This is a genomic window from Streptomyces sp. NPDC037126, from assembly GCF_055605965.1.
In genome coordinates this window covers 196,086-218,691 of sequence record NZ_JBVJTD010000011.1, presented here as the reverse complement: position 1 = coordinate 218,691, position 22,606 = coordinate 196,086, and the positions used below count along the sequence as shown (strand labels likewise).

The following is a 22,606-nucleotide window of genomic DNA, read 5'->3' as shown; positions in this document are numbered from 1 at the left end:
CGCAGGACACCCCGCCGGCCGGGACCGTCCCGATGGTCAGGGCGGAGGGCGTGCACAAGTCCTTCGGCCACGTCGAGGTGCTCAAGGGCATCGACCTGGAGGTGAAGCCGGGCGAGGTGTTCTGCCTCATCGGCCCCTCCGGTTCCGGCAAGTCGACCTTCCTGCGGTGCATCAACCACCTGGAGAAGATCAACGCCGGGCGGCTGTACGTCGACGGCGAGCTGGTCGGCTACCGCCAGCAGGGCGAGAAGCTGTACGAGCTGCGTGACCGCGAGGTCGCCATGAAGCGCCGGGACATCGGCATGGTCTTCCAGCGCTTCAACCTCTTCCCGCACATGACGGCGCTGGAGAACGTCATGGAGGCGCCGGTCCAGGTCAAGGGCGTGAACAAGGCCGAGGCCCGGGAGCGCGCGATGCAGCTGCTGGAGCGCGTGGGGCTGGCCGACCGGGCCGGGCACTACCCCTCGCAGCTGTCCGGCGGCCAGCAGCAGCGGGTGGCGATCGCCCGGGCCCTGGCGATGGACCCGAAGCTGATGCTGTTCGACGAGCCGACCTCGGCCCTGGACCCGGAGTTGGTCGGTGACGTCCTGGACGTCATGCGGGACCTCGCCGAGTCCGGCATGACCATGGTCGTCGTCACCCACGAGATGGGCTTCGCCCGCGAGGTGGGCGACAGCCTGGTGTTCATGGACGAGGGCGTGGTGGTCGAATCCGGCCATCCGCGTGAGGTCCTGACCAACCCGCGGCACGAGCGCACCCAGTCGTTCCTGTCGAAGGTGCTGTAGGCGCGCGGAAAGGGGCGGTACGGCCGACGCCGTACCGCCCCTTCGCACGTCCGCCCCTCGTCTGCCCTCATCTGACGGCGAGGAGCAGGGTGTCCGAGGGCGAGCACCACACCGGCCGGGCCTCGGCGAAGCCCTTCTCGCGCAGCACGCGCGCGTGCCACGCCGCGGACGGCATGTCCCCGTCCGCGTGCGCGCCGTAGATCTCGAAGCGCCGGGCGGTCGGCTCGGCGAGGACCGGGTCCTGCGCGGCGACCTGCCACCACTCGGCCCAGTCCAGGGCGCCGTCCCGTTTGGCCTGATCCATGCGGGCGTGGCGCTGGGCGCGCTCGGCCGCGTTGATCCGGGGCGTGCTCTCGTCGATCATGTGGTCCGCGTTCATGAACACACCGCCGTCGCGGACCAGCTCCGCGACCCGACCGTAGAGGGCCGCGAGGGGTTCGCTGTGCAGCCAGTGCAGGGCCGTCGCGGTGAGGACGGCGTCGTAGGAGTCGTACGGCAGCTTCGCCGGCCAGTCGGGGTCCTTGAGGTCGGCGGTCACGAAGGAGACGCGGTCGTCGCCCTGGAAGGTGCCGCGCGCGATGGCGAGCAGGGCCGGGTCGAGGTCGACACCGGTGCTGGTGGCCCCCGGGAACCGGGCGAGCAGCCGGGCGGTGATGGTCCCGGTGCCGCACGCGAGGTCGAGCACGCGCGGGGCCGTACCGACCAGTGCCTCGACCATGTCGAGCATGGTCCGGAAGCGCTCCTCGCGGTCCGGCATGTACCACTCCTGCTGCCGGTCCCAGCTGTCCTGCCAGGCCGCCCAGTCGGTTCCGGCACTCGTGGTCATGGAAGCCACCCTCTCCCCTAGGTTGCGTAATACCCTGGAAGCACGACCGGCTGTTACCCGACCGCAGACATGACGATAGAGCGCGCCCGTAAGGACTACAAGTGGAACTGGCCTATTACTCGGATTACGCCGTACGGCTCGTCAACAGCGAGGAACCGGCCCGGGGCAAGGACTCCCTGACCTCCGTCGAGGCCGTCCGCGACCTCTTCGGCGCCAACGCGTCGGCGGCCCGCCGTGCCGCCGAGGCCGACGTCACCCGGTTCCGCTCGGTCCGGGGCCGGCTGCGCTCGGTCTTCGAGGCGGCCGACAAGGGTGACGAGACCCTCGCCGTGGACCTGCTGAACTCACTGCTGCTGGAGTTCCCGGTCAGCCCGCAGATCTCCGGTCACGACCACCGCGACGAGGACGACCGCCCGCTGTGGCACATGCACCTCGCCGACCATCCGTCCAACGCCACCGCCGGCTACGCGGCGATCGCCGCGATGGGCCTGGCCTTCCACCTGACCGAGTACGGCGTGGACCGCCTCGGCCTGTGCCAGGCCGCGCCCTGCCGCAACGCCTACCTGGACACCTCCACCAACCGCTCCCGGCGCTACTGCTCCGACCGGTGCGCCACCCGCGCCAACGTGGCCGCCTACCGGGCCCGCAAGCGCCTGGAGGCCGACCGGTCGCTCAGCAGCGGCCTCGCGGCCGAGAGCGCCCAGCGCACCAGCGCGAGCGGCGAGCGCTGACCGGTCCGCGGCGGCCGGTAGCGGAACCACGCCCGCCCCAGGATCAGCTCCTCGGGCACGACCCCGTAGTCGGTGCTGTCCCCGCCCGCGTACGGGTTGTCCCCGAGCACCCACCAGCCGCCCTCGCGCCGCTCCACGGCGCGCTTGACGACCAGCAGGTCCTGCTGGAACGGATGGCGCAGGACCACGACGTCACCGGGCCTGACCAGGCCCCCGTACCGCACCAGCAGCTGGTCGCCGTGCTGGAGCGTGGGCACCATGGACGGGCCCGTCACCTCGGCCAGCCCGAACGGCGCGGCGGCCCTCCCCCGCTCGGTCTCCTGCGACAGCTCCGGCATCCCCGGCACCTCCCCGGTCCGTTCCTCCACCAGTCTCAGTCTCACCCTGGACTTTTGTCCTAAGCCCTAGGGGGCACTCACGAAAACAGGTCCCTCAGGGAGTAATGTCGCACCTGAGAAGACGATCACGAGGAAGGAATGCTCCATGCTTTCCCGCCTGTTTGCCCCCAAGGTCAAGGTCAGCGCCCACTGCGACCTGCCCTGCGGCGTGTACGACCCGGCCCAGGCCCGCATCGAGGCGGAGTCGGTCAAGGCCGTCCAGGAGAAGATGGCCGGCAACGACGACCCCCACTACCAGGCGCGTGCCACGGTCATCAAGGAGCAGCGCGCGGAGCTCGCGAAGCACCACGTCTCCGTCCTCTGGAGCGACTACTTCAAGGCCCCGCACTTCGAGAAGTACCCGGAGCTGCACCAGCTGGTCAACGACACCCTGAAGGCCCTCTCGGCCGCCAAGGCGTCCACCGACCCGGCGACGGGCCAGAAGGCCCTCGACTACATCGCCCAGATCGACAAGATCTTCTGGGAGACCAAGAAGGCCTGATCCTCGATCACGCCTCCACCCGCGGTCGCTCCACCCGCGGGGGTACCCCTTCCGCCACCCGGCCCCCCGACCGCCCACCGCGGCAGCCGACGGGGCCGGGTGCGGTCTTTTCCGGGACGACATGCCCCCGGCTCCTGTCCGCCGCCCCGCGCTCCCGGCCCGCGGCCCCGCCCTGCGAGTACCTCCCGGCCGACCCCGCCCTCCTTCCCGGCGCCCACGCGCGCCCCGCACTTCCCCTGCACGCGGGCGCCCTCATCTCCCGGCGGGCGTACCGACCCCGTGCGTGCGCCGCTCGGCGTCGCCGCGTCCCGCGCCGCTCCACCACCCTCTCTTCACTCGGCGCCCTCTGGTCACTGCTGGGGGGCGTTGCTAGCCTCGCTGGTTCTGGTGTGACGTAGCACACCAGCGGAGCGACGGGGGCTTCATGGACGTGCGGGTGGGGGCGGAGGGTCCGGACGCGGCGGACCAACTGCGTTCCTTACGTCAGTGGTTGACCGGCGATCAGGTCCTGCGGGGACGCGTGGAAGGACTGGAGCGGCCACCGGAACCCGGCACCCTCGGCCCGGTGCTGGACGCGCTCGCCGTGGCGCTCGGCCCGGGCGGCGCGGCGACCGCCCTCGCCACCGGTGTCATCGCCTGGCTGCGCAGCCGACGCGGCGAGGTCCGGCTCAAGGTCACGCTGGAGGACGGCCGCTCCCTGGAACTGACCGCCAGACGCGTGGCCGATCTCGACACCACCGCGCTTCAGCGGCAGGTCACCGACCTCACGGCCCTGATGACCCGGGACGAGACCGACCCCGAGCCCCGAGCACTCTCATGACCGACCTCTCCGGCGCGGGCGTACGGGTACTGCTGCTCGCGACCGCCGCACAGGACGGCCCCACCCTCCCCTCGGTGCCGTCCGTCGCCCCCACCTTCCACGCCCTGCGGCAGACCCTGCTGGAACGCTGCGCGGTGCCACCCGGGCAACTGCGGGCCGAACTCGACCCGCCGGACGCGAAGTTCATGGCCCAGGCGATCGCCGAGGAGGCCCAGCGGGCGGACGGCGTGCTCCTCGTCCACTTCATCGGGCACGGACTGCTCGACGCCGACGGCGAGTTGTACCTGGCCGCCCGCGGCACCGACCGGCTCACCCCCGGCCTCGCCGCACACCAGGCCCTGTCCTTCGCCGCGCTGCGCCAGGCCCTCGCCGCGAGCCGGGCCGCCTCCGTCGTGCTCGTCCTCGACTGCTGCTTCTCCGGCCGCCCCACGCTCGGACGCGGCGCGTCCGTCCCGGCGTTCAGCATGGACCCCACGCCGGGCCTGTACTTCATCGGCTCCGCCGAGCAACTCGCCCTCGCCCCGCCGGACGCGCGGCGGACCGCGTTCACCGGCGCGCTCATCGACGTACTCACCCACGGGGACCCGCGCGGGCCGCACCCGATGACCCTGGACTCGGTGTACGACGCGGTGTTCCGCGCCCTGCGGGAGCGCCAGCTGCCCCTGCCTCGCAGACAGGCCGAGGGCCTGTCGGGAAACCTCGTCGTCGCGCCCAACCCCGCGGTGGCCGCGGCCGGCCGGCCCTCCGAGGAGCCACCGCCCGCCCCCGGCCGCTCCCCCTACCCGGGGCTGAACCCCTTCGGGCCGGACGAGGCGCGGCTGTTCCACGGCCGGAAACGGATGGTCGACCGGCTGCTCACGGCGCTCGGCGGGCCGGTGGAGACCGAAGGCCCCTGGATCCTGATCGGCCCCTCGGGCTCGGGCAAGACCTCCCTGCTCAACGCCGGCCTCCTGGACCGGCTGCGCGACGACGGCCTGCCCGGCTCGGCCGGCTGGCCGGTGCTGCGCCTGACACCCGGCGCCGCCCCGCTGCGCCGCCTCGCCGACCGTCTCGCCGTACCGCTCGAGGACGCCGACCTCCTGCGCACCGCCCCGGAACGCGCCTCCGGTCTGCTCGGCCCGCTGCTCGGCGACCGGCCCGGGCAGCGGGTCGTGCTGCTCGTCGACCAGCTGGAGGAGCTGTTCACCCTGTGCCGGGACGACACCGAACGCACCGCGTTCCTCACGGCGTTGAACGCCTGCGCGGCGGACGGCGGCGCGCTGGTCGTCCTCGCCCTGCGCGCCGACTTCTACGGCCGGGCCGCCGCCGAACCCGGACTGCTCCCCACCCTGCGCGACCGTCCCGTCCTGGTCGAGCCGATGACCCCCGGCGAACTCCGCGCCGCGATCGAGGAACCGGCCGCCCGCACCGGCCTCGACCTGGACGACGGTCTCGCCGACCTGATGCTGCACGAGTTCGGCGCGATGAACGGCGACCGGCCCGCCGCCGGAGCGCTGCCCCTGCTGTCCCACACCCTGTGGGCGACCTGGCGCCAACGCGCGGGCACCCGGCTCACCTTCGGCGGCTACCGCGCCACCGGAGGCATCGCGCAGGCCATCGCGAACAGCGCGGACGAGGTGTACGACGGTCTCGACGCCGAGGGCCGGACCGCGCTCCGGCACATCCTGACGCGGCTCGTGCGGGTCGGCGACGGCTCCCCCGACACGGCCCGGCCGGTGGACCGTTCCGCCCTGGTGCACGGGCTGCCCGACGAACCGGCCGGGCTGGCGATCGAGCGGCTCACCGGCGCCCGGCTGCTCACCCTCGACCAGGACACCGCCCGGATCAGCCACGAGGCGCTGATCCGGGGCTGGCCCCGGCTCCAGGCGTGGGTGGACGCGGACCGCGAGTGGCTGCGGCTGCGCCAGCAGCTCGCCGACGACGCCGCCGCCTGGGACCGGTCCGGACGGGACCCCTCGCTGCTGTACCGGGGCAACCGGCTGGCCACGCTGCTCGACCGCCTCTCGCACGCCGCGCCGGGCGGGAACGGCCTGGACCCGCTGCCCGCCGGGTTCAAGGACGCCTCCGTACGCCTGGAACGGCGCGGCGTCCGCCTCCGCAGGGCCGTCCTGGCCACGCTCACCGTCCTGGTCCTGCTCGCCACGACCGGTCTGATCGGCTCGCTCGCCTTCCAGCGGCAGGCCGAGCGGGCACACCAGCGTGACCTCGCCCGCTATCTCGCGGCCGAGGCGGACAACATCCGCGACAGCCAGCCGGGCCTGGCCAAGCAGCTCAGCCTGCTGTCGTTCGAGATCGACAAGGACGCCGGGCGCGGCGCGCTGCTCGCCAGCCGGCGCACGCCCGGGGTGATCAACGGCGGGCAGTCGGCGCGGGACCTCGCCACCAGCGCGAACGGCCGGATCCTCGCGATCTCGACCGGCGACTCGATCGTGCTGCGGGCCAGGGGCGCGAAACCGGTGACGGTCGCGGCGGACATGGTCGGCCCCGTCGCCCTCGGCCCCGACGGCCGCACCTTGGCCGCGGTGACGTACGCGGGTGGTGGCTCGGGCCCGGCCACGGTGCGGCTGTGGGACCTCACGCATCCGGCGCACCCCCGCCGGACGGCGGCCCTGAAGCCGGGCGGCCGGGTCACAGCGCTCGCCCTGGGCGCGGACGGCAGGGTGCTGTACGGCGGTGCCACCACCGGCGAGATCCTGCGCTGGAAGCTCGGCGACGGTGCCACCCCCACCGCGTTACCGGCCCTCGGCGGGCACGGCGCGCAGATCGACTCGCTGGCCGTCTCGCCACGGCGGAACCTGCTGGCCGCGATGAGCGTGGACGGCCGGATCCAGCTCTGGCAGGAGGTGGACGGACCGAGCCCCGCCCGGGCGGCCACGCTGCACGGGGCGCCGTACGAAAGCGGCGTGAACGACGTGAGCGTGCTGCACCGGGTGGCCTTCGACCGTACGGGCCGGCTGCTGGCGGCGCCGATGTCCGTGAAGCAGGGGTACGACCTGGGCCTGTGGCGCATCGACAGACCGAGCGTGCCCCAGCGCATCCACCGGCAGGGGGAATCAGACGAGTACGCTTCGGGCACGTGCCTTGAGACCCTGACGTCCCTGGCGTTCAGCCCGGTCCTCGATCAGATCGTGGGCCTCTGCGGGAAATGGCACGCCTGGGCGTACGACTCCCCGTCCAGGTTGATCGTGGCAGGGGCGGACGTCTCGGCCCCGGATGGGTTCGCCAACGCCGGGACACTCCTGTTCGATCCGGGAAAGGACCGCCGGCTGTTGATGGCCACGGACCACGGCGTCCTGGTCTGGTACCTGTCCAACGTGATGCAACCGGGTGCCGACGCGTCCCTGCCGTTGCCCACGGGAACCGGGAGCCAACTGGCGTTCCGGGCGGCCGGCCGCAGGCAGCTCGTCGCCTGGGAAGGGGTGGGCGAGAACTACCTGGCCGACGTGACCCACCTGAAGCGCCCCGGACTCGTGGCCACCACCCGCGCCCCCGACATGTTCACCGGCTCGGACATCGCGCTCAGCCCCGACGGGAAGCTGCTCGCCGACGTCGAGCTGTACAAGCAGGGCAAGGACAAGAAGGCCCAGTACGTGGGTGTCCGGCTGCGGGACACCACGCGGCACGGTGCTCCCCTGCTGGCCACGATCGGTGACCAGCTGAACAACGGCGTGCAGGTGCTGGCCTTCAGCCCGACCAGGCCTCTGCTCGCCATCTCCGACCTCAGCGGCGTCCGGAAGCAGAACCGGAAACCCCCGGCGGTCCTGCTCTTCGACGTCAAGGACCCGCGGCATCCCAGGCAGGTCGGCCGGATCGCCGTGAACTCCTACGAACTCGCGTTCTCCCCCGACGGCAGGACACTGCTGTCGACCGAGTCGCCCCCACCGGAAACGGTGACGACCAAGACCAGTGCCGGAGTGCGGCTGGCGAGCTGGGACGTCACCCGGCCGGCTCGCCCCGCCCGGCTGTGGAGCAGGCGCATGCCGACCGGCGTCGAATTCGTGCACCTGGCGTTCCGTCCCGACGGCAAGCTCCTCGCGGCCTTCCGGGACGACGGCAAGCTGATGCTGTGGTCCGTCGACCGTGATCGGTTCACCGACGCCCCGCCCGTGGAGACCCAGGTCGCCCAGTACGGCAGCCCCGTCGCCTTCAGCCCCGACGGAAAACTGCTCGCGCTGCTGGCCACGACCATCACCTCCGCGGACGACGACTCCCGCCCCGAGATCTGGGACGTGAGCAACCCCAGGAATCCCGAGCGGCAGTCGTATCTGACCGGTGCGCCGGCCGGCATGCTGGACTCGCTCGCCTTCAGTCCGGACGGCCACCGGCTCGCCGTCGCACGCGGCACCGACGCCGGTGGGGTCGACCTGTGGAACATCACCCCCGCCCCCTTGGTCAGCGACCTCTGCAACTCCGTCGGCGACCCGATCAGCCGTGCCCAGTGGAAGCACTACCTGCCGGACAAGCCCTACGCCCCGCCCTGCGGCCTCGGCGCCTAGCTAGTGGAACTGCGGCACGATCAGATAGATGCCGTACGCCACCACCGCGGCACACGCCAGGAAGCAGAGCCAGGCCTGGGCCCGGGCCGTGCCGGAGGCGCGGCCGGACTCCTCGGCGCGGGCGAGACCCAGGACGCCGAGCGTGAAGACGACGACCACGGCGACGGTGGCACCGAGGCTGACCGCCACGACCCGGCCGAGGGCGGACCAGTCGACATGCATGCGGGACTCCCGGGGGTTCAGACGGCCGAGCCGACGCCGGTCGAGGACTGGCTGCGGAGGGTGACCTCGTGGTGGTCGTTGACGTTGTCGGCGCGTACGGGATTGCGGCGGGACATGGCGACGATGACCACGGCGAGGGCCAGCGCCACGAGGGCGATGACGACCGTGCCGATGTTGCCGCCGTGCTTGACCACGCCGGCGGCGAGCCCGCCGACCAGCGCGGCGGAGGGCAGGGTGATCAGCCAGGCCATCACCATGCGGCCGGCCACGCCCCAGCGGACCTCCGCCAGCCGGCGGCCGAGGCCGGCGCCGAGGATGCTGCCCGAGGCGACCTGCGTGGTGGACAGGGCGAAGCCGAGGTGGGCGGAGGTGAGGATCACGGCCGTGGAGGCCGTCTCGGCGGCGAAGCCCTGGGGCGAATGGATCTCCGCCAGACCCTTGCCCATGGTGCGGATGATCCGCCAGCCCCCGATATAGGTCCCGAGGCCGATCGCGAGCCCCGCGGTCGCGATCACCCAGACCGGGGGTCCGGCGTCGTGGCCGAGCACGCCCGCCGAGATCAGGGTCAGCGTGATGACGCCCATGGTCTTCTGCGCGTCGTTCGTGCCGTGCGCGAGGGAGACCAGGGAGGCGGAGCCGACCTGGCCGAGCCGGAAGCCCTTGGTCACGGGTTCCTGGCGGGCGCGGGCGGAGAGCCGGTAGGCCAGGTAGGTGGCGATCAGGGCCGCCAGCCCGGCCACCACCGGGGAGGCGAAGGCCGGGATCAGCACCTTGTCGACGACCTTGTCGAAGTTGACGGCCTTGGAGCCCGCGCCGACCCAGACCGCGCCGATGAGCCCGCCGAACAGGGCGTGGGAGGAGCTGGACGGCAGCCCGGCGAGCCAGGTCACCAGGTTCCACAGGATGGCCCCGACCAGCCCGGCGAAGATCATCTCGGGGGTGACGAGGCTGTCGTCCACGATGCCGCCCGAGATGGTCCTGGCGACCGCGGTGGACAGGAAGGCGCCGAGGATGTTCAGCACGCCGCTGATCAGGACCGCAGTTCTCGGCTTCAGTGCCCCCGTGGCGATGGAGGTGGCCATCGCGTTCGCGGTGTCGTGGAACCCGTTCGTGAAATCGAACGCCAGTGCTGTGACGATGACGACCGCCACGAGGAACGTCATGTGGTCCATCCCCTCAGACAATCAGGACCAGGTCAATTCGGGGCGAACTGGAGGCGACGACACGTCGAGAGGTGGGGGACCTTGTTGTGCGGCGCTGTGCGAAAACGTTCCGGTCCGGGATGTCGGTGCCCTGTGCCAAGCTGGACGACGTGACCCTGGAGGACCTGAGGCGGCTGCGGCGCGTGCGCGACCGGATGGACCGTGAGTACGCCGAGCCGCTCGACATGGCCGAACTGGCCCGCGGCGCCCTGATGTCCCCCGGCCACTTCCAGCGCAGCTTCCGCAAGGCGTTCGGCGAGACCCCGTACAGCTATCTGATGACCCGCCGGATCGAGCGGGCCAAGGCGCTGCTGCGCCGGGGCGACCTCACGGTGACCGAGGTGTGCCTCGCCGTCGGCTGCACCTCGCTCGGCTCCTTCAGCTCCCGGTTCACCGAGCTGGTCGGGGAGACGCCGAGCGCCTACCGGGCACGTTCGCACGAGCCGGCCGCGGTGATCCCCTCCTGTGTGGCCCGTACGTTCACCCGGCCGCGCCGCCGGCTGTACTGAGCCGATCGCTCGCACAGCCGTCGGGGTGCGCCTAGCGTGATCCCATGGACGTGAGACTCGCGCAGTGCTTCATCGCCGTGGACGACCACGACAAGGCCCTCGCCTTCTACCGTGACGTGCTCGGCCTGGAGATCCGCAACGACGTGGGCTTCGAGGGGATGCGGTGGGTGACCGTCGGCTCGCCGCACCAGCCGGACGTGGAGATCGTGCTGGAGCCGCCCGGCGCCAACCCCGACGCCTCCCCGGGGGACAAGCAGGCGCTCGCCGAGCTGCTCGCCAAGGGCATGCTGCGCGGTGTCATCCTGGCCACCGACGACTGCGACGCACTGTGGGAGCGGCTGCGGGAGTCCGGCGCCGACGTGCTCCAGGAGCCGACGGACCAGCCGTGGGGCGTCCGCGACTGCGCCTTCCGCGACCCGGCGGGAAACCTGCTGCGCTGCTTCCAGCGCCCCACCGGCTGAGGGGCCCCGCCGCCGGAGCACTATCCCCAGGGCCGCACCTCCACCACGGCGGCGACCGGCAGCGGGCCGTAGACGTGGGGGAACTCCTCGCCACCGGGCTTGACCGGCTCGTACCTCACCGGTGCGTCCACGCGGGCCGGGTCCACGACGAGGACCACCAGCTCGTCGGGGCCGTCGTAGCCGCCGTAGAGCAGCTCGGCGATGCGCGGGAGCTGCTCGCGGGTGGAGAGGTGGATGAAGCCCTCCTCCTGGAGGGTGCGGCCGCGGGTCGACACCTCGTAGGTGCCGCGCTCGCGTGCCGCCTCCCACAGGGCGCGTTCGGTGATGTGGAAGATGTTCGGCAGTTTCGGCATGGGCCCACGTTACGGTCCCGGCGCGGGCTCAGCGCTTCCTGGTGTACGTCCGCACGAGCGCGCCGTTGGCGAACGCGCGCACCCCGTCGAGGCCGAACTCCTTGATGTCGAGGCCGGTGCCGAACATCGGCATGCCCGTGCCGTAGACGATCGGGTAGGTCTTGACGACGAGTTCGTCGATCTCGTCGAGCAACTGCCCGGCGAGACACGAACCGCCGCACAGGTAGATGTCCAGCCCCTCCTCCTCCGCCTTCAGCGCGCGGACCCTGCCGACCAGGTCGTCGGCGACGATCTCGACGTGCGGGTCGGGGGACGCGGTCAGGGTGCGCGAGGCGACGTACTCGCGCAGGTGGGCGTAGGGGCTGGTGACGCCCTCCTTGAGGGCCAGTTCGTAGCTGGCCCGGCCCTGGATGACGGTGTCGAACCGCCGGTTCTCCAGGTGGCCGAGGCCGAGCGGCCCACGGGCGTGGGCGGGCAGCGTCTCCGGGAACTCCGCCTTGAGGAAGTCCAGGTACTCCTCGTCCAGGAAACGGAGCATCGCGGTGGCGTCGCCGTGCTCGTCGCCGATGAAGCCGTCGAGCGAGCAGGCGATGAAGTAGGTGAGCCTGCGCAAGCGGATCCCTTTTCGTGGCAGGACCGGATACCTTCTGCTGACCACTCCGGATGTAGTGCTTTATTTGTAGTGCTCAACTCCGGGTGCGCGCAAGGGGATTCCGTGTCCCCGCACAGGGGCGGGCCCCGCACACTGTGGGGATGTGCGGGGCCCGCCTGTCCGGAGGCCCCGGCGGTCCGTGCGGGGTCAGGAGCCGCACGGGCGCGGGGCCTCCGGGTCTTCGGAGCTGCCGGTGGCCGGCAGCGCTCAACTGCTGCGCCGGGTCACGAACTCGGCGAGGGCCAGCAGACCGCCCGCCGTCTCGGGGTCGGGGATCGCGCGGGCCAGTTCCTGCATCGCGCGGGCCATCCGGTCGGCCGCCTCGGCCTGTGCCCAGTCCCGGCCGCCGGCCTGTTCGACGGCCAGCGCCGTCCGTGCGATGCCCTCGCTGTCGCCGGTGGCGTACGGCTTCCCGTACAGGGCGGCGAGTTCGGCCGCCGCCGGGGTGCCGGAGGAGAGCGCGGCCACCACCGGCAGGGACTTCTTGCGGGCCGCGAGGTCCGCGCCGGCCGGCTTCCCGGTGCGCCGTGGGTCACCCCATATGCCGATGACGTCGTCGATCAGCTGGAAGGCGAGCCCGGCCTGCCGGCCGAAGCCGTCCAGGGCGTCCACCTCCTCGGGCCCCGCGCCCGCGTACAGCGCGCCGAGCGCGCAGGCGCAGCCCAGCAGCGCGCCGGTCTTCGCCTCGGCCATGACGAGCACCTCGTCGAGGGTGACCTCGTCCGGGGCGCGGTGCTCCATGTCCGTGTCGGTGTGCTGCCCCGCGCACAGCTCGATGACACAGTCCGCGAGCCGGCCGGCCGCCGGACCGGAGCGCGGGTGCGGGTCCTCGGCGAGCAGCCGCAGGGCGAGCGCCTGCAGGGCGTCACCGGCGAGGATCGCGTCGGGATCGCCGAACACCGCCCAGGCCGTGGGCCGGTGGCGGCGGGTGGGGTCCCGGTCCATCACGTCGTCGTGCAACAGCGTGAAGTTGTGCACCAGTTCGACCGCGACGGCGGCCCGGACGGCCGCCGCCCGGCCCGCGGGTCCGCCGAGCGCGGCGGCCGCGGCGAGCACCAGGGCCGGCCTGATGGCCTTCCCCGCGTTGCCGTGCGCGGGCGTACCGTCCGCGTGCTCCCAGCCGAAGTGGTAGCGCGCGACCCGGCGCATCGAGCCGGGCAGCGAATCGACGGCCGCACGCAGCTCCGGGTCGACCAGGGCCCGCGTCCGCTCCAGCAGGGCCGTGGCCTCCTGCCCGTCGGCCGGCACGGCCCCCGCGTCGCCCGCCCCCCAGCGCTCCCCCGGAGCGCCGGGACACGGCACCCCGGGGGAACGCTGTTCGGTCTCCGTCATGAACTCGGCCATGCCTCCCCCTCGCCGCGCCCGCGGGCACCGGCCTCGCCGGCCCGGGCGGACGCGTACCCCGAGGGTCTACCCGCCCCGGCGGGCGGAGACACGGCCGCGACGTGCGGAAACGTCACCTCCAGCGGCCGATCTCGACGTTCTCCAGCACGCCGAGCGCGTCCGGCACCAGCACGGCGGCCGAGTAGTAGGCCGTCACCAGGTACTTGATGATGGCCTGTTCGTTGATGCCCATGAACCGGACGGACAGGCTCGGCTCGATCTCGTCCGGGAGGCCGGACTGCCGCAGGCCGATGACACCCTGCTCGTCCTCGCCGGTCCGCATGGCGATGATCGAGGTCGTGCGGGCCTCGCTGATCGGGATCTTGCTGCACGGGTAGATCGGCACCCCGCGCCAGGTGGGGATGCGGCTGCCCCCGACGTCGACGCTCTCCGGTACCAGGCCCCGCTTGTTCAGCTCGCGCCCGAACGCGGCGATCGCGCGCGGGTGGGCGAGGAACAGCTTGGTGCTGCGGCGGCGGCTCAGCAGCTCGTCCATGTCGTCCGGGCTGGGCACGCCGTCGTGGGGCTGGATCCGCTGGTCGTACTCGCAGTTGCTGAGCAGGCCGAACTCGGGGTTGTTGACCAGCTCGTGCTCCTGGCGCTCCTTCAGCGCCTCGACCGTGAGCCGCAGCTGCTGCTCGGTCTGGTTCATCGGCTGGTTGTACAGGTCGGCCACGCGCGTGTGGATGCGCAGCACGGTCTGGGCGATGCTCAGTTCGTACTCACGGGGCCGGGACTCGTAGTCGACGAAGGTGTGCGGGATGTCGGGCTCGCCGGAGTGGCCGGCCGCCAGCGCGACCTCCTTCTCGCCGTACTTGTTGGTGCTCTGCTCGGGGATCGAGCGCACCTGCTCCAGGTGCGCGCGCAGGGAGTCGGAGCGCTCGGCGACCTGCTCGAAGTCCTGGCGGCTGAGGATCAGCACCGTGGTGGCGGTGTCCGCGCGGACGGTGAAGTCCCAGATGGCGTCGGGGTCGAGCAGCGCCTGGTCGCCGAAGTAGGCGCCGTCGGCCAGGACTCCGAGGACGGAGTCGTCGCCGTACGGACCGGTGCCGATCTTCTCAACCCTGCCGTGCGCGAGCAGGTACACCTCGTCGGTGCGGTTGCCGAAGTCCGCGATCACCTCGCCGGGCGCGAAGTCCCGCTGGCGGCACCGGCGGGCCAGCTCCGTCAGCACCTCCTCCTCCTCGAACGACCGCAGTGCCGGCAGCTCGCCGAGTTCGGCCGGGATCACCTCGACCTGGTCGCCGGTCTTCACGAAGGTGATGCGGCCGTCGCCGACGGCGTACGTCAGGCGCCGGTTCACCCGGTACGTGCCGCCCTGGACGTCCACCCAGGGGAGCGTGCGCAGCAGCCAGCGGGAGCTGATCTCCTGCATCTGTGGAACGGACTTGGTGGTCGTGGCCAGGTTCCGCGCTGCCGCCGTCCCGAGGGACTGCTGCGGCTTGCCCTGATCAGTGCGGACCTCTTCGCCTACCGACATGTGGAAACGCCTCCCGTGTATGCCCGGTGCCGAATCGCTGGGAGCCCCGGTCTCGGGATCGAGCCTTTCATCACTCACCGTGGTCGCACCATTACCCGAACGAGCGGGAATGGATCATCGCATTACTGGGCACAACGAGGGACCTTGTACAGCTTCCCGTGGCCCGGGACGTCCGGCTTCGGTAGAAGCGTGCGGGACGAGAGCGCCGCCGACGCGGCCACCGGGCACGGCACTAAGGAGTCGGTCATGGCCCCACCCATGTCCGCGAACGGATTTCTGGAGGCCCTCCGCGCGGAGGGCGTCACCGTCGTCGAGGTCGGCGACTGGCGGCAGCACAACCGCAGTCACAAGGGCCCTTGGGGGCCGGTCCACGGTGTGATGATCCACCACACGGCGACCCGGGGCGGCGCGCACGGTGGAGGTCTGCCGCGACGGATACCCGGCGCTGCCCGGTCCGTTGTGCCACGGCGTGATCACCAAGGACGGCACGGTCCACCTGGTCGGGTACGGCCGCGCCAACCACGCCGGTCTCGGCGACGACGACGTGCTGCGCGCGGTGATCGCCGAGAAGGGGCTGCCGCCGGACAACGAGTCCGACACCGACGGCAACCGGCACTTCTACGGCTTCGAGTGCGAGAACCTCGGCGACGGCGAGGACCCCTGGCCCGAGCGGCAGCTGGAGGCGATCTCGCGGGCCGCGGCGGCGGTCTGCCGCGCGCACGGCTGGACCGAGCGCTCCGTCCTCGGCCACCGGGAGTGGCAGCCGGGAAAGGTGGACCCGCGAGGCTTCACCATGGCCTGGCTCCGCCGGCGCGTCGCGGAACGACTGAAGGAGTAGCGCGCCCGCAGAAGCCCGGGAACGGCGTTCCCCGTGCCGTTCGCGGCTCCCCGGAGCCCGGTCCGCGGAGGCGGGTGACAATGACGGGGTGAACAGCCCGGACCCGCTCGTGCCCCGTCTGCCCTCGCCCCTCCAGGAGGTGCGGGACGACCGTTTCGAGCGGTGCGGTCTGCGGCTCTCGCTCAAGCGGGACGACCTGATCCACCCGGAGCTGATCGGCAACAAGTGGCGCAAGCTGGTGCCGAACGTCGCGGCCGCCGACGGCCGGGCGCTGGTCACCTTCGGCGGGGCCTACTCCAACCACCTGCGGGCCACCGCGGCCGCCGGCCGGCTGCTCGGGCTGCGGACGACCGGGGTGGTCCGCGGCCAGGAGCTGGCCGGCCGCCCGCTCAACCCGTCCCTCGCCCGCTGCGCGGCCGACGGCATGCGCCTGCACTTCGTCGACAGATCGACCTATCGGCACAAGACCGAGCCGGCGGCCCTGGCCGCGATCCTGCGCGCGGCCGGCGCCGAGGACGCGTACGTCGTCCCCGAGGGCGGCAGCAACGCCGAGGCCGTGCACGGCTGCCGGGCCCTCGGCGAGGAGCTGCGCGGCCGCGCCGACGTCGTGGCGGTCGCCTGCGGCACCGGCGGCACCCTCGCGGGGCTCGCCGCCGGGCTGACCGGACGGCAGCGGGCCCTCGGCGTACCGGTCCTCAGGGGCGGCTTCCTGGCGGCCGACGTACAGACCCTGCAGGAACGTGCCTTCGGGGCCCGCACCGGCACCTGGTCCCTGGACGACCGCTTCCACTTCGGCGGGTACGCGCGGACGACCCCCGAACTCGAGGCGTTCGCCGAGGACTTCGAGGACCGCCACGACCTGCCCGTGGAGCGGCTCTATGTCGCCAAACTGCTGTACGGACTCGTCGCCCTCGCACAGGAGGGCGCCTTCACGCGCGGGACGGCGATCACGGCCGTCGTCACCGGCCGGCCGTTCCCCGAGGCCTAGGCCGTCTCCCGGTACGCGGCCGCCTCCTCCAGGTCCAGCCGTCTCAGCAGGGCGCGCAGCATCTCGTCGTCGATGTAGCGGTGGTCGCGCAGTCTGACGAAGACCGTCCGCTCGGCGCTGATCATCTCGCGGGACAGCCGGCGGTAGGTGTCGTCCACGGACTCGCCGGTGACCGGGTTGACCTGGCCGAGCCGCTCCCAGACGGCGTTGCGGCGGCGCTCCAGGACGTCGCGCAGCCGGTCGGCGAGCGGCGGCGGCAGGTCGTTGCGCTCGTCGGAGAGGAGGTCGTCCAGGCGGCTCTCGGCGGCCCGGGAGGCCTGCGCCTGGGCGTTGGCCTCGGCGAGCGTCTCGGCCTGCGCGTCGCGGCCGGGGAACCTCATCAGGCGGATCACCGGCGCGAGCGTCAGGCCCTGCACGACCAGCGTGCCGATGACCGTGGTGAAGGTCAGGAAGAGGATCAGGTTGCGCTGCGGGAAGGGTGCGCCGCCGTGCACCGTGAGCGGGATCGAGAAGGCGATGGCCAGGGACACCACGCCCCGCATGGCGGCCCAGGACGTGACGACCGGCCCCCGCCAGGTCGGGTTCTCCTCGCGCTCCCGGATGCGCCGGAAGAGCAGCCGCGGCAGGAAGGCCGCCGGGTACACCCACACGAACCGGGCCGCGACGACCACCACGAAGACCGCGACGGCGTACCCGGCCGCGTCGCTCCCCCGGTACGCGCCGAGCCCCTGGAGGACGGGCGGCAGCTGCAGCCCGATCAGCGCGAACACCGCGGACTCCAGCAGGAAGGCGACCATCTTCCACACGGCCTCCTCCTGGAGGCGGGTGGCGAAGTCGACCTCCCACGCGCGGTGCCCGAGGTAGACGGCGACCACCACGACCGCGAGGACGCCCGAGGCGTGCACCTGCTCGGCGACCCCGTAGGCGACGAACGGGATCAGCAGGGAGAGGGTGTTCTGCAGCAGCGCCTCCTTCAGGTGGGTGCGCAGCCAGTGGATCGGCACCATGAGCACCAGGCCGACGAGGACACCGCCGACCGCCGCGCGCAGGAACTCGCCGATGCCGCCGGCCCAGGTGGTGCCCGCGCCCACGGCGGCGGCGAGGGCGACCTTGTAGGCGGTGATCGCGGTGGCGTCGTTCAGCAGGGACTCGCCCTGGAGGATGGTGGTGATCCGGGACGGCAGCCCGACCCGCCGCGCGATCGCCGCCGCCGCCACCGCGTCCGTGGGCGCCACGACCGCGCCCAGTACCAGCGCGGCGGGCAGCGGCAGCCCGGGGACGACGAGGTAGGCGGCCCAGCCGACGACGAAGGTCGCGAAGAGCACGTAGCCGACGGACAGCAGTCCGACGGGACGCATCTGGGCCCGCAGGTCGAGGTACGAGCTCTCGGTGCCCTCCTTGTAGAGCAGCGGGGGCAGCACCAGGGGCAGCACGACGTCGGGGTCGAGCGTGTAGTCGGGGATCCCCGGGAGGTAGGAAACCGCCAGGCCCACCGCGACCAGCAGCAGCGGCGCCGGCACCGGGGTGCGCCGGGCCGCCCCCGCGACCGCGGCACTGCCCGCCACCAGCAACAGCAGGGGCATCACGTCCATCGTCCTCGCCCACCCTCTTTTTTCGCGCGGCCACCCGCACACCCGTCGTAATCTGGCAATCATGAAACAGTGCACGCACGCCGACGCGCTGCCGCATCCGGAGCCCGAGCCGCTGAGCGAGACCTGCCCGGAGTGCCACGCGCAGGGGACGCACCCGGTACAGCTGCGGCTCTGCCTGAGCTGTGGCCACGTCGGCTGCTGCGACTCCTCACCCGGGCGACACGCGACCGAGCACCACGCGCAGTCCGGTCACCCGGTGATGCGGACGTTCGAGCCCGGCGAGGACTGGCGGTGGTGCTTCGTGGACCACGTGCTCGTCTGACCGGTGATCGTGTTCCCGTTCGACCGCACTGTCGTGTGACACTGCATGCGACGGTGGCCGTACGACGGTTCGAGCGTCTGACGTCTGGGTACGTCAACCCGGCGCGCGCTCTTCTCATTTGGGCACGCAAACCCTCTAGACACGGAGCGTATCCACAGCTTTACTGTGAGTGACGCCAGGGGGTTGGGGTCCCGGGACAGAAACGTTCGGAGCGCGATAGCGTCACCGCTTGAACCACCTACGCGTTACCCCCGGGGGGCGACCCTCGGCCCCGTAAAGCTTGTACCACCATGGAGGTGAGGGTGTCCCAGATCGCAGGCGAGCCCGCGGCGAACCAGGACTTCGTGGAAGTCCGGCTGCCGGCTGCGGGTGCCTACCTGTCGGTGCTGCGGACGGCCACGGCCGGTCTGGCGGCCCGCTTGGACTTCACCCTGGACGAGATCGAGGACCTGCGCATCGCCGTGGACGAGGCCTGCGCGATCCTGCTCCAGCAGGCCGTGCCCGGCTCGGTGCTCAGCTGTGTCTTCCGGCTCGTCGACGACTCGCTGGAGGTCACCGTGTCGGCACCGACCACGGACGGCCACGCCCCTTCGCGTGACACCTTCGCCTGGACCGTGCTGTCGGCCCTGGCGGGCAAGGTCTCGTCCGCCGTCGACGAGGACAAGACGGTGTCCATCAGCCTCTACAAACAGCGCGGCGCGGGTCCCGGGCCGGCGTGAGGAACGGGGACGGTCCGGTGCGGGACGAAGAGCGCGGCACACGGGAGCTGCCGACCGGGGACGGGGGTTCCCTCTGGTCGAGTGCGGACGAGACGCCCGGGGAAGCTCCCCGGGACGGTTCCCGCCGCATGGCGGACGGCATCGACGGCATCCCCGAGCAGGCCAGACCGCACCCGGAGGACGAAGCCACACGGGTCGACGGCGACGGTTCCGTGCAGGGCCCGCCCGCGGAGAAATCCCGCACGGGGGCGAGGGCTCGGGGAAGGGCTACGGGCGGGGCAATGAGCGAGCACGAGCGAAACGCCGAGGACGACGCGCTGGGCGCGGAGGCCGTGCACGCCGCACCGCACGGACCGCACGACCGCACCGGCGCGCGGGCGATGTTCGTCGAGCTGCGCAAGCTGCAGGACGGGAGCCGGGAGTACGCCGAGCTGCGCAACAAGCTGGTCCGCATGCACCTGCCGCTCGTCGAGCACCTCGCGCGGCGCTTCCGCAACCGCGGCGAGCCGCTGGACGACCTCACCCAGGTCGCCACCATCGGCCTGATCAAGTCGGTCGACCGGTTCGACCCGGAGCGCGGCGTGGAGTTCTCCACGTACGCCACCCCGACCGTCGTCGGCGAGATCAAGCGGCACTTCCGCGACAAGGGCTGGGCGGTCCGCGTGCCGCGCCGGCTCCAGGAGCTGCGGCTCGCCCTGACCACGGCGACCGCCGAGCTGTCCCAGCTGCACGGCCGCTCCCCCACCGTGCACGAGCTGGCCGAGAAGCTCGCCATCTCCGAGGAGGAGGTCCTGGAGGGCCTGGAGTCCGCGAACGCGTACTCCACGCTCTCCCTGGACGTCCCCGACACCGACGACGAGTCCCCGGCGGTCGCCGACACCCTCGGCGCCGAGGACGAGGCGCTGGAGGGCGTGGAGTACCGCGAGTCCCTCAAGCCGCTGCTGGAGGACCTGCCGCCGCGCGAGAAGCGCATCCTGCTGCTGCGCTTCTTCGGGAACATGACCCAGTCGCAGATCGCGCAGGAGGTCGGCATCTCCCAGATGCACGTCTCCCGGCTGCTGGCCCGCACCCTGGCCCAGCTGCGGGAGAAGCTCCTGGTGGAGGAGTGAGGGGGCGCTACTCGCCCCGGCCCGGTCCCTTGATGCCGAGGGCCTGGGTCGTCTCACCGTTCACGAGCAGCACCAGGGCCGCCAGCGAGACCACCGCCAGGGCGATACCGGCCGGGATGGCCATGCTGTCGGCCTTCAGCAGGTTGTAGGCCACCGGGAGGGCCATCAGCTGCGTGATCACCGCCGGGCCACGGCTCCAGCCGCGCCGCAGCAGCAGACCGCGCGCGGCGAGCAGCGGCAGCAGCGCGAGTACGACCAGGGTGATCCCCAGGGTCACCGCCTGCTGCCGGTCGTCCGGCGCGCCGGTGACTCCGAGCACGAGCACCCACAGGCCGCCCACCGTCAGCGCGGCGCCCTCCAGTCCGGCCAGCGCCGCCGCGTACGTCAGCCGGCGCGGACGCGGTCCGGCGGCGACGGCGGCTTCCGCGGTGTTCCCGGGGGCACCGGTCTCCGTGGTGTTCGGGGCGGGGTTCTGCTCACTGCTCACCCCAGCAGGGTAGCCCGCGCCCCGGCGGCCCCCGCCGTGCCCCAGGGCACCGAGTGTCCAGGCTCACGCCCGCCCCTCTTACCGGATCCCTACCTCGGTATGGGCCGGGTACCACCCAGTAGGTACCCTGCCATCCATGCGTGCACTTCTCGTGGTCAATCCGGCGGCAACCACCACAAGCGCACGCAGGCGTGACGTCCTGACCCACGCGCTGGCGAGCGAGATGAAGCTGGAGGCGGTCACCACCGAGTACCGCGGCCACGCGCGCGACCTGGGCCGGCAGGCGGCGGAGAGCGACGACATCGACATGGTGGTCGCCCTCGGCGGTGACGGCACGGTCAACGAGGTCGTCAACGGTCTGCTGCACGCCGGCCCCGCCCTGGACCGCCTGCCCGGTCTCGCCGTCGTCCCCGGTGGTTCCACGAACGTCTTCGCCCGCGCCCTCGGCCTGCCCAACGACCCCGTCGAGGCGACCGGCGCCCTGCTGGACGCCCTGCGCGAGGGCCGCGAGCGGGTGGTCGGCCTGGGGCTGACCTCGGGCACGCCCGGCACGGCGGACGAGGCGGTGCCGGACCGCTGGTTCACCTTCAACGCGGGGCTGGGCTTCGACGCGGGTGTGGTCGGCCGGGTCGAGCAGCAGCGCGAGCGCGGGAAGAAGTCGACGCACGCGCTGTACGTGCGTCAGGTGATGCGGCAGTTCCTCGGCGAGCCGAACCGCCGGCACGGCGCGATCACACTGGAGCGGCCCGGCGCGGACCCGGTCAGGGATCTTGTGGTGGCCATAGTCTCGAACACGTCGCCTTGGACGTATCTCGGCAATCGCCCCATGTACACATCGCCTAAGGCCTCGTTCGACACGGGCGTCGACGTACTCGGTCTCAGCCGCCTCTCGACGGCCTCGGTTGCCCGGTATGCCACCCAGTTGCTCACTTCGTCCCCCGACCGCGGACCCCGTGGCAGGCATGTGCTCTCACTGCACGATCTGGACGGGTTCACCTTGCATTCGAAGGCGCCTCTCCCCCTCCAGATGGACGGTGACCACCTGGGGCTGCGTACGAGCGTGACGTTCACAGGCGTACGCCGCGCACTGCGTGTGATTGTGTGAGCGGAAGAGGCGAAAGTCCTTTCACTCGAACGTTTAGGCCAGGATCCACCCCATGGAAGTACGGCTGTGACCCAGTCGACACCGAGGAATCAAAAAAAACTTTCCGGAAGGGGTTGTATCCGTCGCTGAGGTTTGCGAGTCTCTACGTGGCGATCGGGACGGCCCGCAACACCAGCCTCCACTGATCACCGGAACCCCTCTTCAAACCAAGGACCACGCCGGGGAAGACTCGGCGGTCGGCCCTTCACTTGTTGAGGGATTCGTGAAAGCGTTCACATTCACAAGCAACTTGCACGTAATACCAAGGAGAGGTAGCAGCCATGGACTGGCGTCACAACGCCGTTTGCCGCGAGGAAGACCCCGAGCTCTTCTTCCCCATCGGCAACACCGGTCCTGCGCTGCTGCAGATCGAGGAAGCCAAGGCCGTCTGCCGTCGCTGCCCGGTGATCGAGCAGTGTCTGCAGTGGGCGCTCGAGTCCGGTCAGGACTCCGGCGTCTGGGGTGGTCTCAGCGAGGACGAGCGCCGCGCCATGAAGCGCCGCGCCGCCCGCAACCGGGCTCGTCAGGCCTCCGCCTGACACTCCCACCCCTGCTGACAGCCTGAGCTTGGCGGCGCGTACATCGCGTACGCATCTCCCGCCCCCGAG

At 71.9% G+C, this 22,606-nt stretch carries 23 protein-coding genes and 1 pseudogene; 14 read left to right on the top strand and 10 right to left on the bottom strand.

Translation table 11 applies throughout. The annotated features are described in order from the left end of the window. The first annotated feature begins 32 nt into the window (after positions 1-32). Positions 33-785, top strand: a complete 753-nt coding sequence (locus tag ACZ7FF_RS24535) for an amino acid ABC transporter ATP-binding protein (RefSeq protein WP_470814468.1) — start codon at positions 33-35, stop codon at positions 783-785. Between the two features lie 67 nt (positions 786-852). Here the strand turns inward: ACZ7FF_RS24535 and ACZ7FF_RS24530 are convergent, their stop codons facing one another. Further along, complete coding sequence (locus ACZ7FF_RS24530) at positions 853-1,611, bottom strand: class I SAM-dependent methyltransferase (protein ID WP_470814405.1); 759 nt, start codon at positions 1,609-1,611, stop codon at positions 853-855. 101 nt (positions 1,612-1,712) lie between these two features. Here ACZ7FF_RS24530 and ACZ7FF_RS24525 point away from each other — a divergent pair, with 101 nt between their 5' ends. Next, positions 1,713-2,342, top strand: coding sequence for a CGNR zinc finger domain-containing protein (locus tag ACZ7FF_RS24525; protein WP_470814404.1), 630 nt, complete (start codon positions 1,713-1,715; stop codon positions 2,340-2,342). On the opposite strand, the gene sodX is transcribed toward ACZ7FF_RS24525, so the two are convergent. Continuing rightward, a complete protein-coding gene (sodX, locus tag ACZ7FF_RS24520; RefSeq protein WP_470814467.1) occupies positions 2,246-2,680 on the bottom strand; it encodes a nickel-type superoxide dismutase maturation protease in 435 nt (144 codons plus the stop codon). The genes ACZ7FF_RS24525 and sodX overlap by 97 nt on opposite strands. A 145-nt stretch (positions 2,681-2,825) precedes the next feature. Between sodX and sodN the strand changes: the two genes are divergently transcribed. The 3 genes from sodN (at position 2,826) to ACZ7FF_RS24505 (ending at position 8,537) form a co-directional block, all read left to right on the top strand. Further along, positions 2,826-3,221: a superoxide dismutase, Ni gene (gene sodN, locus ACZ7FF_RS24515; protein ID WP_064535234.1), complete on the top strand. Its 396-nt coding sequence runs from the start codon at positions 2,826-2,828 to the stop codon at positions 3,219-3,221. 424 nt (positions 3,222-3,645) lie between these two features. After that, complete coding sequence (locus tag ACZ7FF_RS24510; protein WP_470814403.1) at positions 3,646-4,041, top strand: effector-associated constant component EACC1; 396 nt, start codon at positions 3,646-3,648, stop codon at positions 4,039-4,041. Then, on the top strand, positions 4,038-8,537 hold the full coding sequence (locus ACZ7FF_RS24505; RefSeq protein ID WP_470814402.1) for a caspase, EACC1-associated type: 4,500 nt from the start codon (positions 4,038-4,040) through the stop codon (positions 8,535-8,537). Before ACZ7FF_RS24510 ends, ACZ7FF_RS24505 begins: the two co-directional genes overlap by 4 nt. Here the strand turns inward: ACZ7FF_RS24505 and ACZ7FF_RS24500 are convergent, their stop codons facing one another. Both ACZ7FF_RS24500 and ACZ7FF_RS24495 read right to left on the bottom strand, forming a co-directional pair. Continuing rightward, positions 8,538-8,759, bottom strand: coding sequence for a hypothetical protein (locus ACZ7FF_RS24500; RefSeq protein ID WP_470814401.1), 222 nt, complete (start codon positions 8,757-8,759; stop codon positions 8,538-8,540). It abuts the gene before it with no gap. A gap of 17 nt (positions 8,760-8,776) precedes the next feature. Continuing rightward, complete coding sequence (locus ACZ7FF_RS24495) at positions 8,777-9,931, bottom strand: inorganic phosphate transporter (RefSeq protein WP_470814400.1); 1,155 nt, start codon at positions 9,929-9,931, stop codon at positions 8,777-8,779. 140 nt (positions 9,932-10,071) lie between these two features. On the opposite strand from ACZ7FF_RS24495, the gene ACZ7FF_RS24490 reads away from it, so the two are divergent. After that, the gene (locus ACZ7FF_RS24490; protein WP_413951837.1) at positions 10,072-10,470 is read left to right on the top strand and encodes a helix-turn-helix transcriptional regulator; all 399 of its coding nucleotides are present in this window, start codon (positions 10,072-10,074) and stop codon (positions 10,468-10,470) included. A 44-nt stretch (positions 10,471-10,514) separates the two neighbouring features. Further along, positions 10,515-10,931, top strand: coding sequence for a VOC family protein (locus ACZ7FF_RS24485; protein WP_470814399.1), 417 nt, complete (start codon positions 10,515-10,517; stop codon positions 10,929-10,931). 20 nt (positions 10,932-10,951) lie between these two features. On the opposite strand, the gene ACZ7FF_RS24480 is transcribed toward ACZ7FF_RS24485, so the two are convergent. From ACZ7FF_RS24480 to ACZ7FF_RS24465, 4 genes are all read right to left on the bottom strand, one after another. Then, the gene (locus ACZ7FF_RS24480) at positions 10,952-11,284 is read right to left on the bottom strand and encodes a DUF952 domain-containing protein (protein WP_470814398.1); all 333 of its coding nucleotides are present in this window, start codon (positions 11,282-11,284) and stop codon (positions 10,952-10,954) included. Between the two features lie 28 nt (positions 11,285-11,312). After that, entirely contained in the window at positions 11,313-11,897 is a 585-nt protein-coding gene (locus ACZ7FF_RS24475; protein WP_470814397.1) for a dihydrofolate reductase family protein, read from the bottom strand. A 246-nt stretch (positions 11,898-12,143) separates the two neighbouring features. Continuing rightward, positions 12,144-13,280, bottom strand: coding sequence for a family 2 encapsulin nanocompartment cargo protein polyprenyl transferase (locus ACZ7FF_RS24470; protein ID WP_470814396.1), 1,137 nt, complete (start codon positions 13,278-13,280; stop codon positions 12,144-12,146). Positions 13,281-13,392: 112 nt separating this feature from the next. Next, positions 13,393-14,799, bottom strand: coding sequence for a family 2B encapsulin nanocompartment shell protein (locus tag ACZ7FF_RS24465; RefSeq protein WP_470814395.1), 1,407 nt, complete (start codon positions 14,797-14,799; stop codon positions 13,393-13,395). 246 nt (positions 14,800-15,045) lie between these two features. Between ACZ7FF_RS24465 and ACZ7FF_RS24460 the strand changes: the two are divergent. Both ACZ7FF_RS24460 and ACZ7FF_RS24455 read left to right on the top strand, forming a co-directional pair. Further along, a pseudogene (locus tag ACZ7FF_RS24460) lies at positions 15,046-15,637 on the top strand (N-acetylmuramoyl-L-alanine amidase). Positions 15,638-15,725: 88 nt separating this feature from the next. Further along, positions 15,726-16,625 (top strand): 1-aminocyclopropane-1-carboxylate deaminase/D-cysteine desulfhydrase, encoded by a 900-nt coding sequence (locus ACZ7FF_RS24455; RefSeq protein WP_470814394.1) that lies wholly within the window; start codon positions 15,726-15,728, stop codon positions 16,623-16,625. Here the strand turns inward: ACZ7FF_RS24455 and ACZ7FF_RS24450 are convergent. Next, a complete protein-coding gene (locus ACZ7FF_RS24450; protein WP_470814393.1) occupies positions 16,622-18,217 on the bottom strand; it encodes a Na+/H+ antiporter in 1,596 nt (531 codons plus the stop codon). The genes ACZ7FF_RS24455 and ACZ7FF_RS24450 overlap by 4 nt on opposite strands. Positions 18,218-18,278: 61 nt before the next feature. On the opposite strand from ACZ7FF_RS24450, the gene ACZ7FF_RS24445 reads away from it, so the two are divergent. From ACZ7FF_RS24445 to ACZ7FF_RS24435, 3 genes are all read left to right on the top strand, one after another. Next, positions 18,279-18,539: a UBP-type zinc finger domain-containing protein gene (locus ACZ7FF_RS24445; protein WP_470814392.1), complete on the top strand. Its 261-nt coding sequence runs from the start codon at positions 18,279-18,281 to the stop codon at positions 18,537-18,539. Positions 18,540-18,841: 302 nt separating this feature from the next. After that, positions 18,842-19,258 carry an ATP-binding protein gene (locus tag ACZ7FF_RS24440; protein WP_009190566.1) on the top strand — a complete coding sequence of 139 codons (417 nt, stop codon included), beginning with the start codon at positions 18,842-18,844 and terminating at the stop codon, positions 19,256-19,258. Between the two features lie 17 nt (positions 19,259-19,275). Then, positions 19,276-20,367 (top strand): RNA polymerase sigma factor SigF, encoded by a 1,092-nt coding sequence (locus ACZ7FF_RS24435; protein WP_470814391.1) that lies wholly within the window; start codon positions 19,276-19,278, stop codon positions 20,365-20,367. Positions 20,368-20,374: 7 nt separating this feature from the next. Here ACZ7FF_RS24435 and ACZ7FF_RS24430 read toward each other — a convergent pair whose 3' ends face one another. Then, entirely contained in the window at positions 20,375-20,854 is a 480-nt protein-coding gene (locus ACZ7FF_RS24430; RefSeq protein ID WP_470814390.1) for a hypothetical protein, read from the bottom strand. Between the two features lie 136 nt (positions 20,855-20,990). Here ACZ7FF_RS24430 and ACZ7FF_RS24425 point away from each other — a divergent pair, with 136 nt between their 5' ends. Together ACZ7FF_RS24425 and ACZ7FF_RS24420 are read left to right on the top strand one after the other, a co-directional pair. Then, positions 20,991-21,959 carry a diacylglycerol/lipid kinase family protein gene (locus tag ACZ7FF_RS24425; protein WP_470814389.1) on the top strand — a complete coding sequence of 323 codons (969 nt, stop codon included), beginning with the start codon at positions 20,991-20,993 and terminating at the stop codon, positions 21,957-21,959. A 320-nt stretch (positions 21,960-22,279) separates the two neighbouring features. Further along, complete coding sequence (locus ACZ7FF_RS24420) at positions 22,280-22,537, top strand: WhiB family transcriptional regulator (protein WP_003992873.1); 258 nt, start codon at positions 22,280-22,282, stop codon at positions 22,535-22,537. Positions 22,538-22,606: the final 69 nt, after the last annotated feature.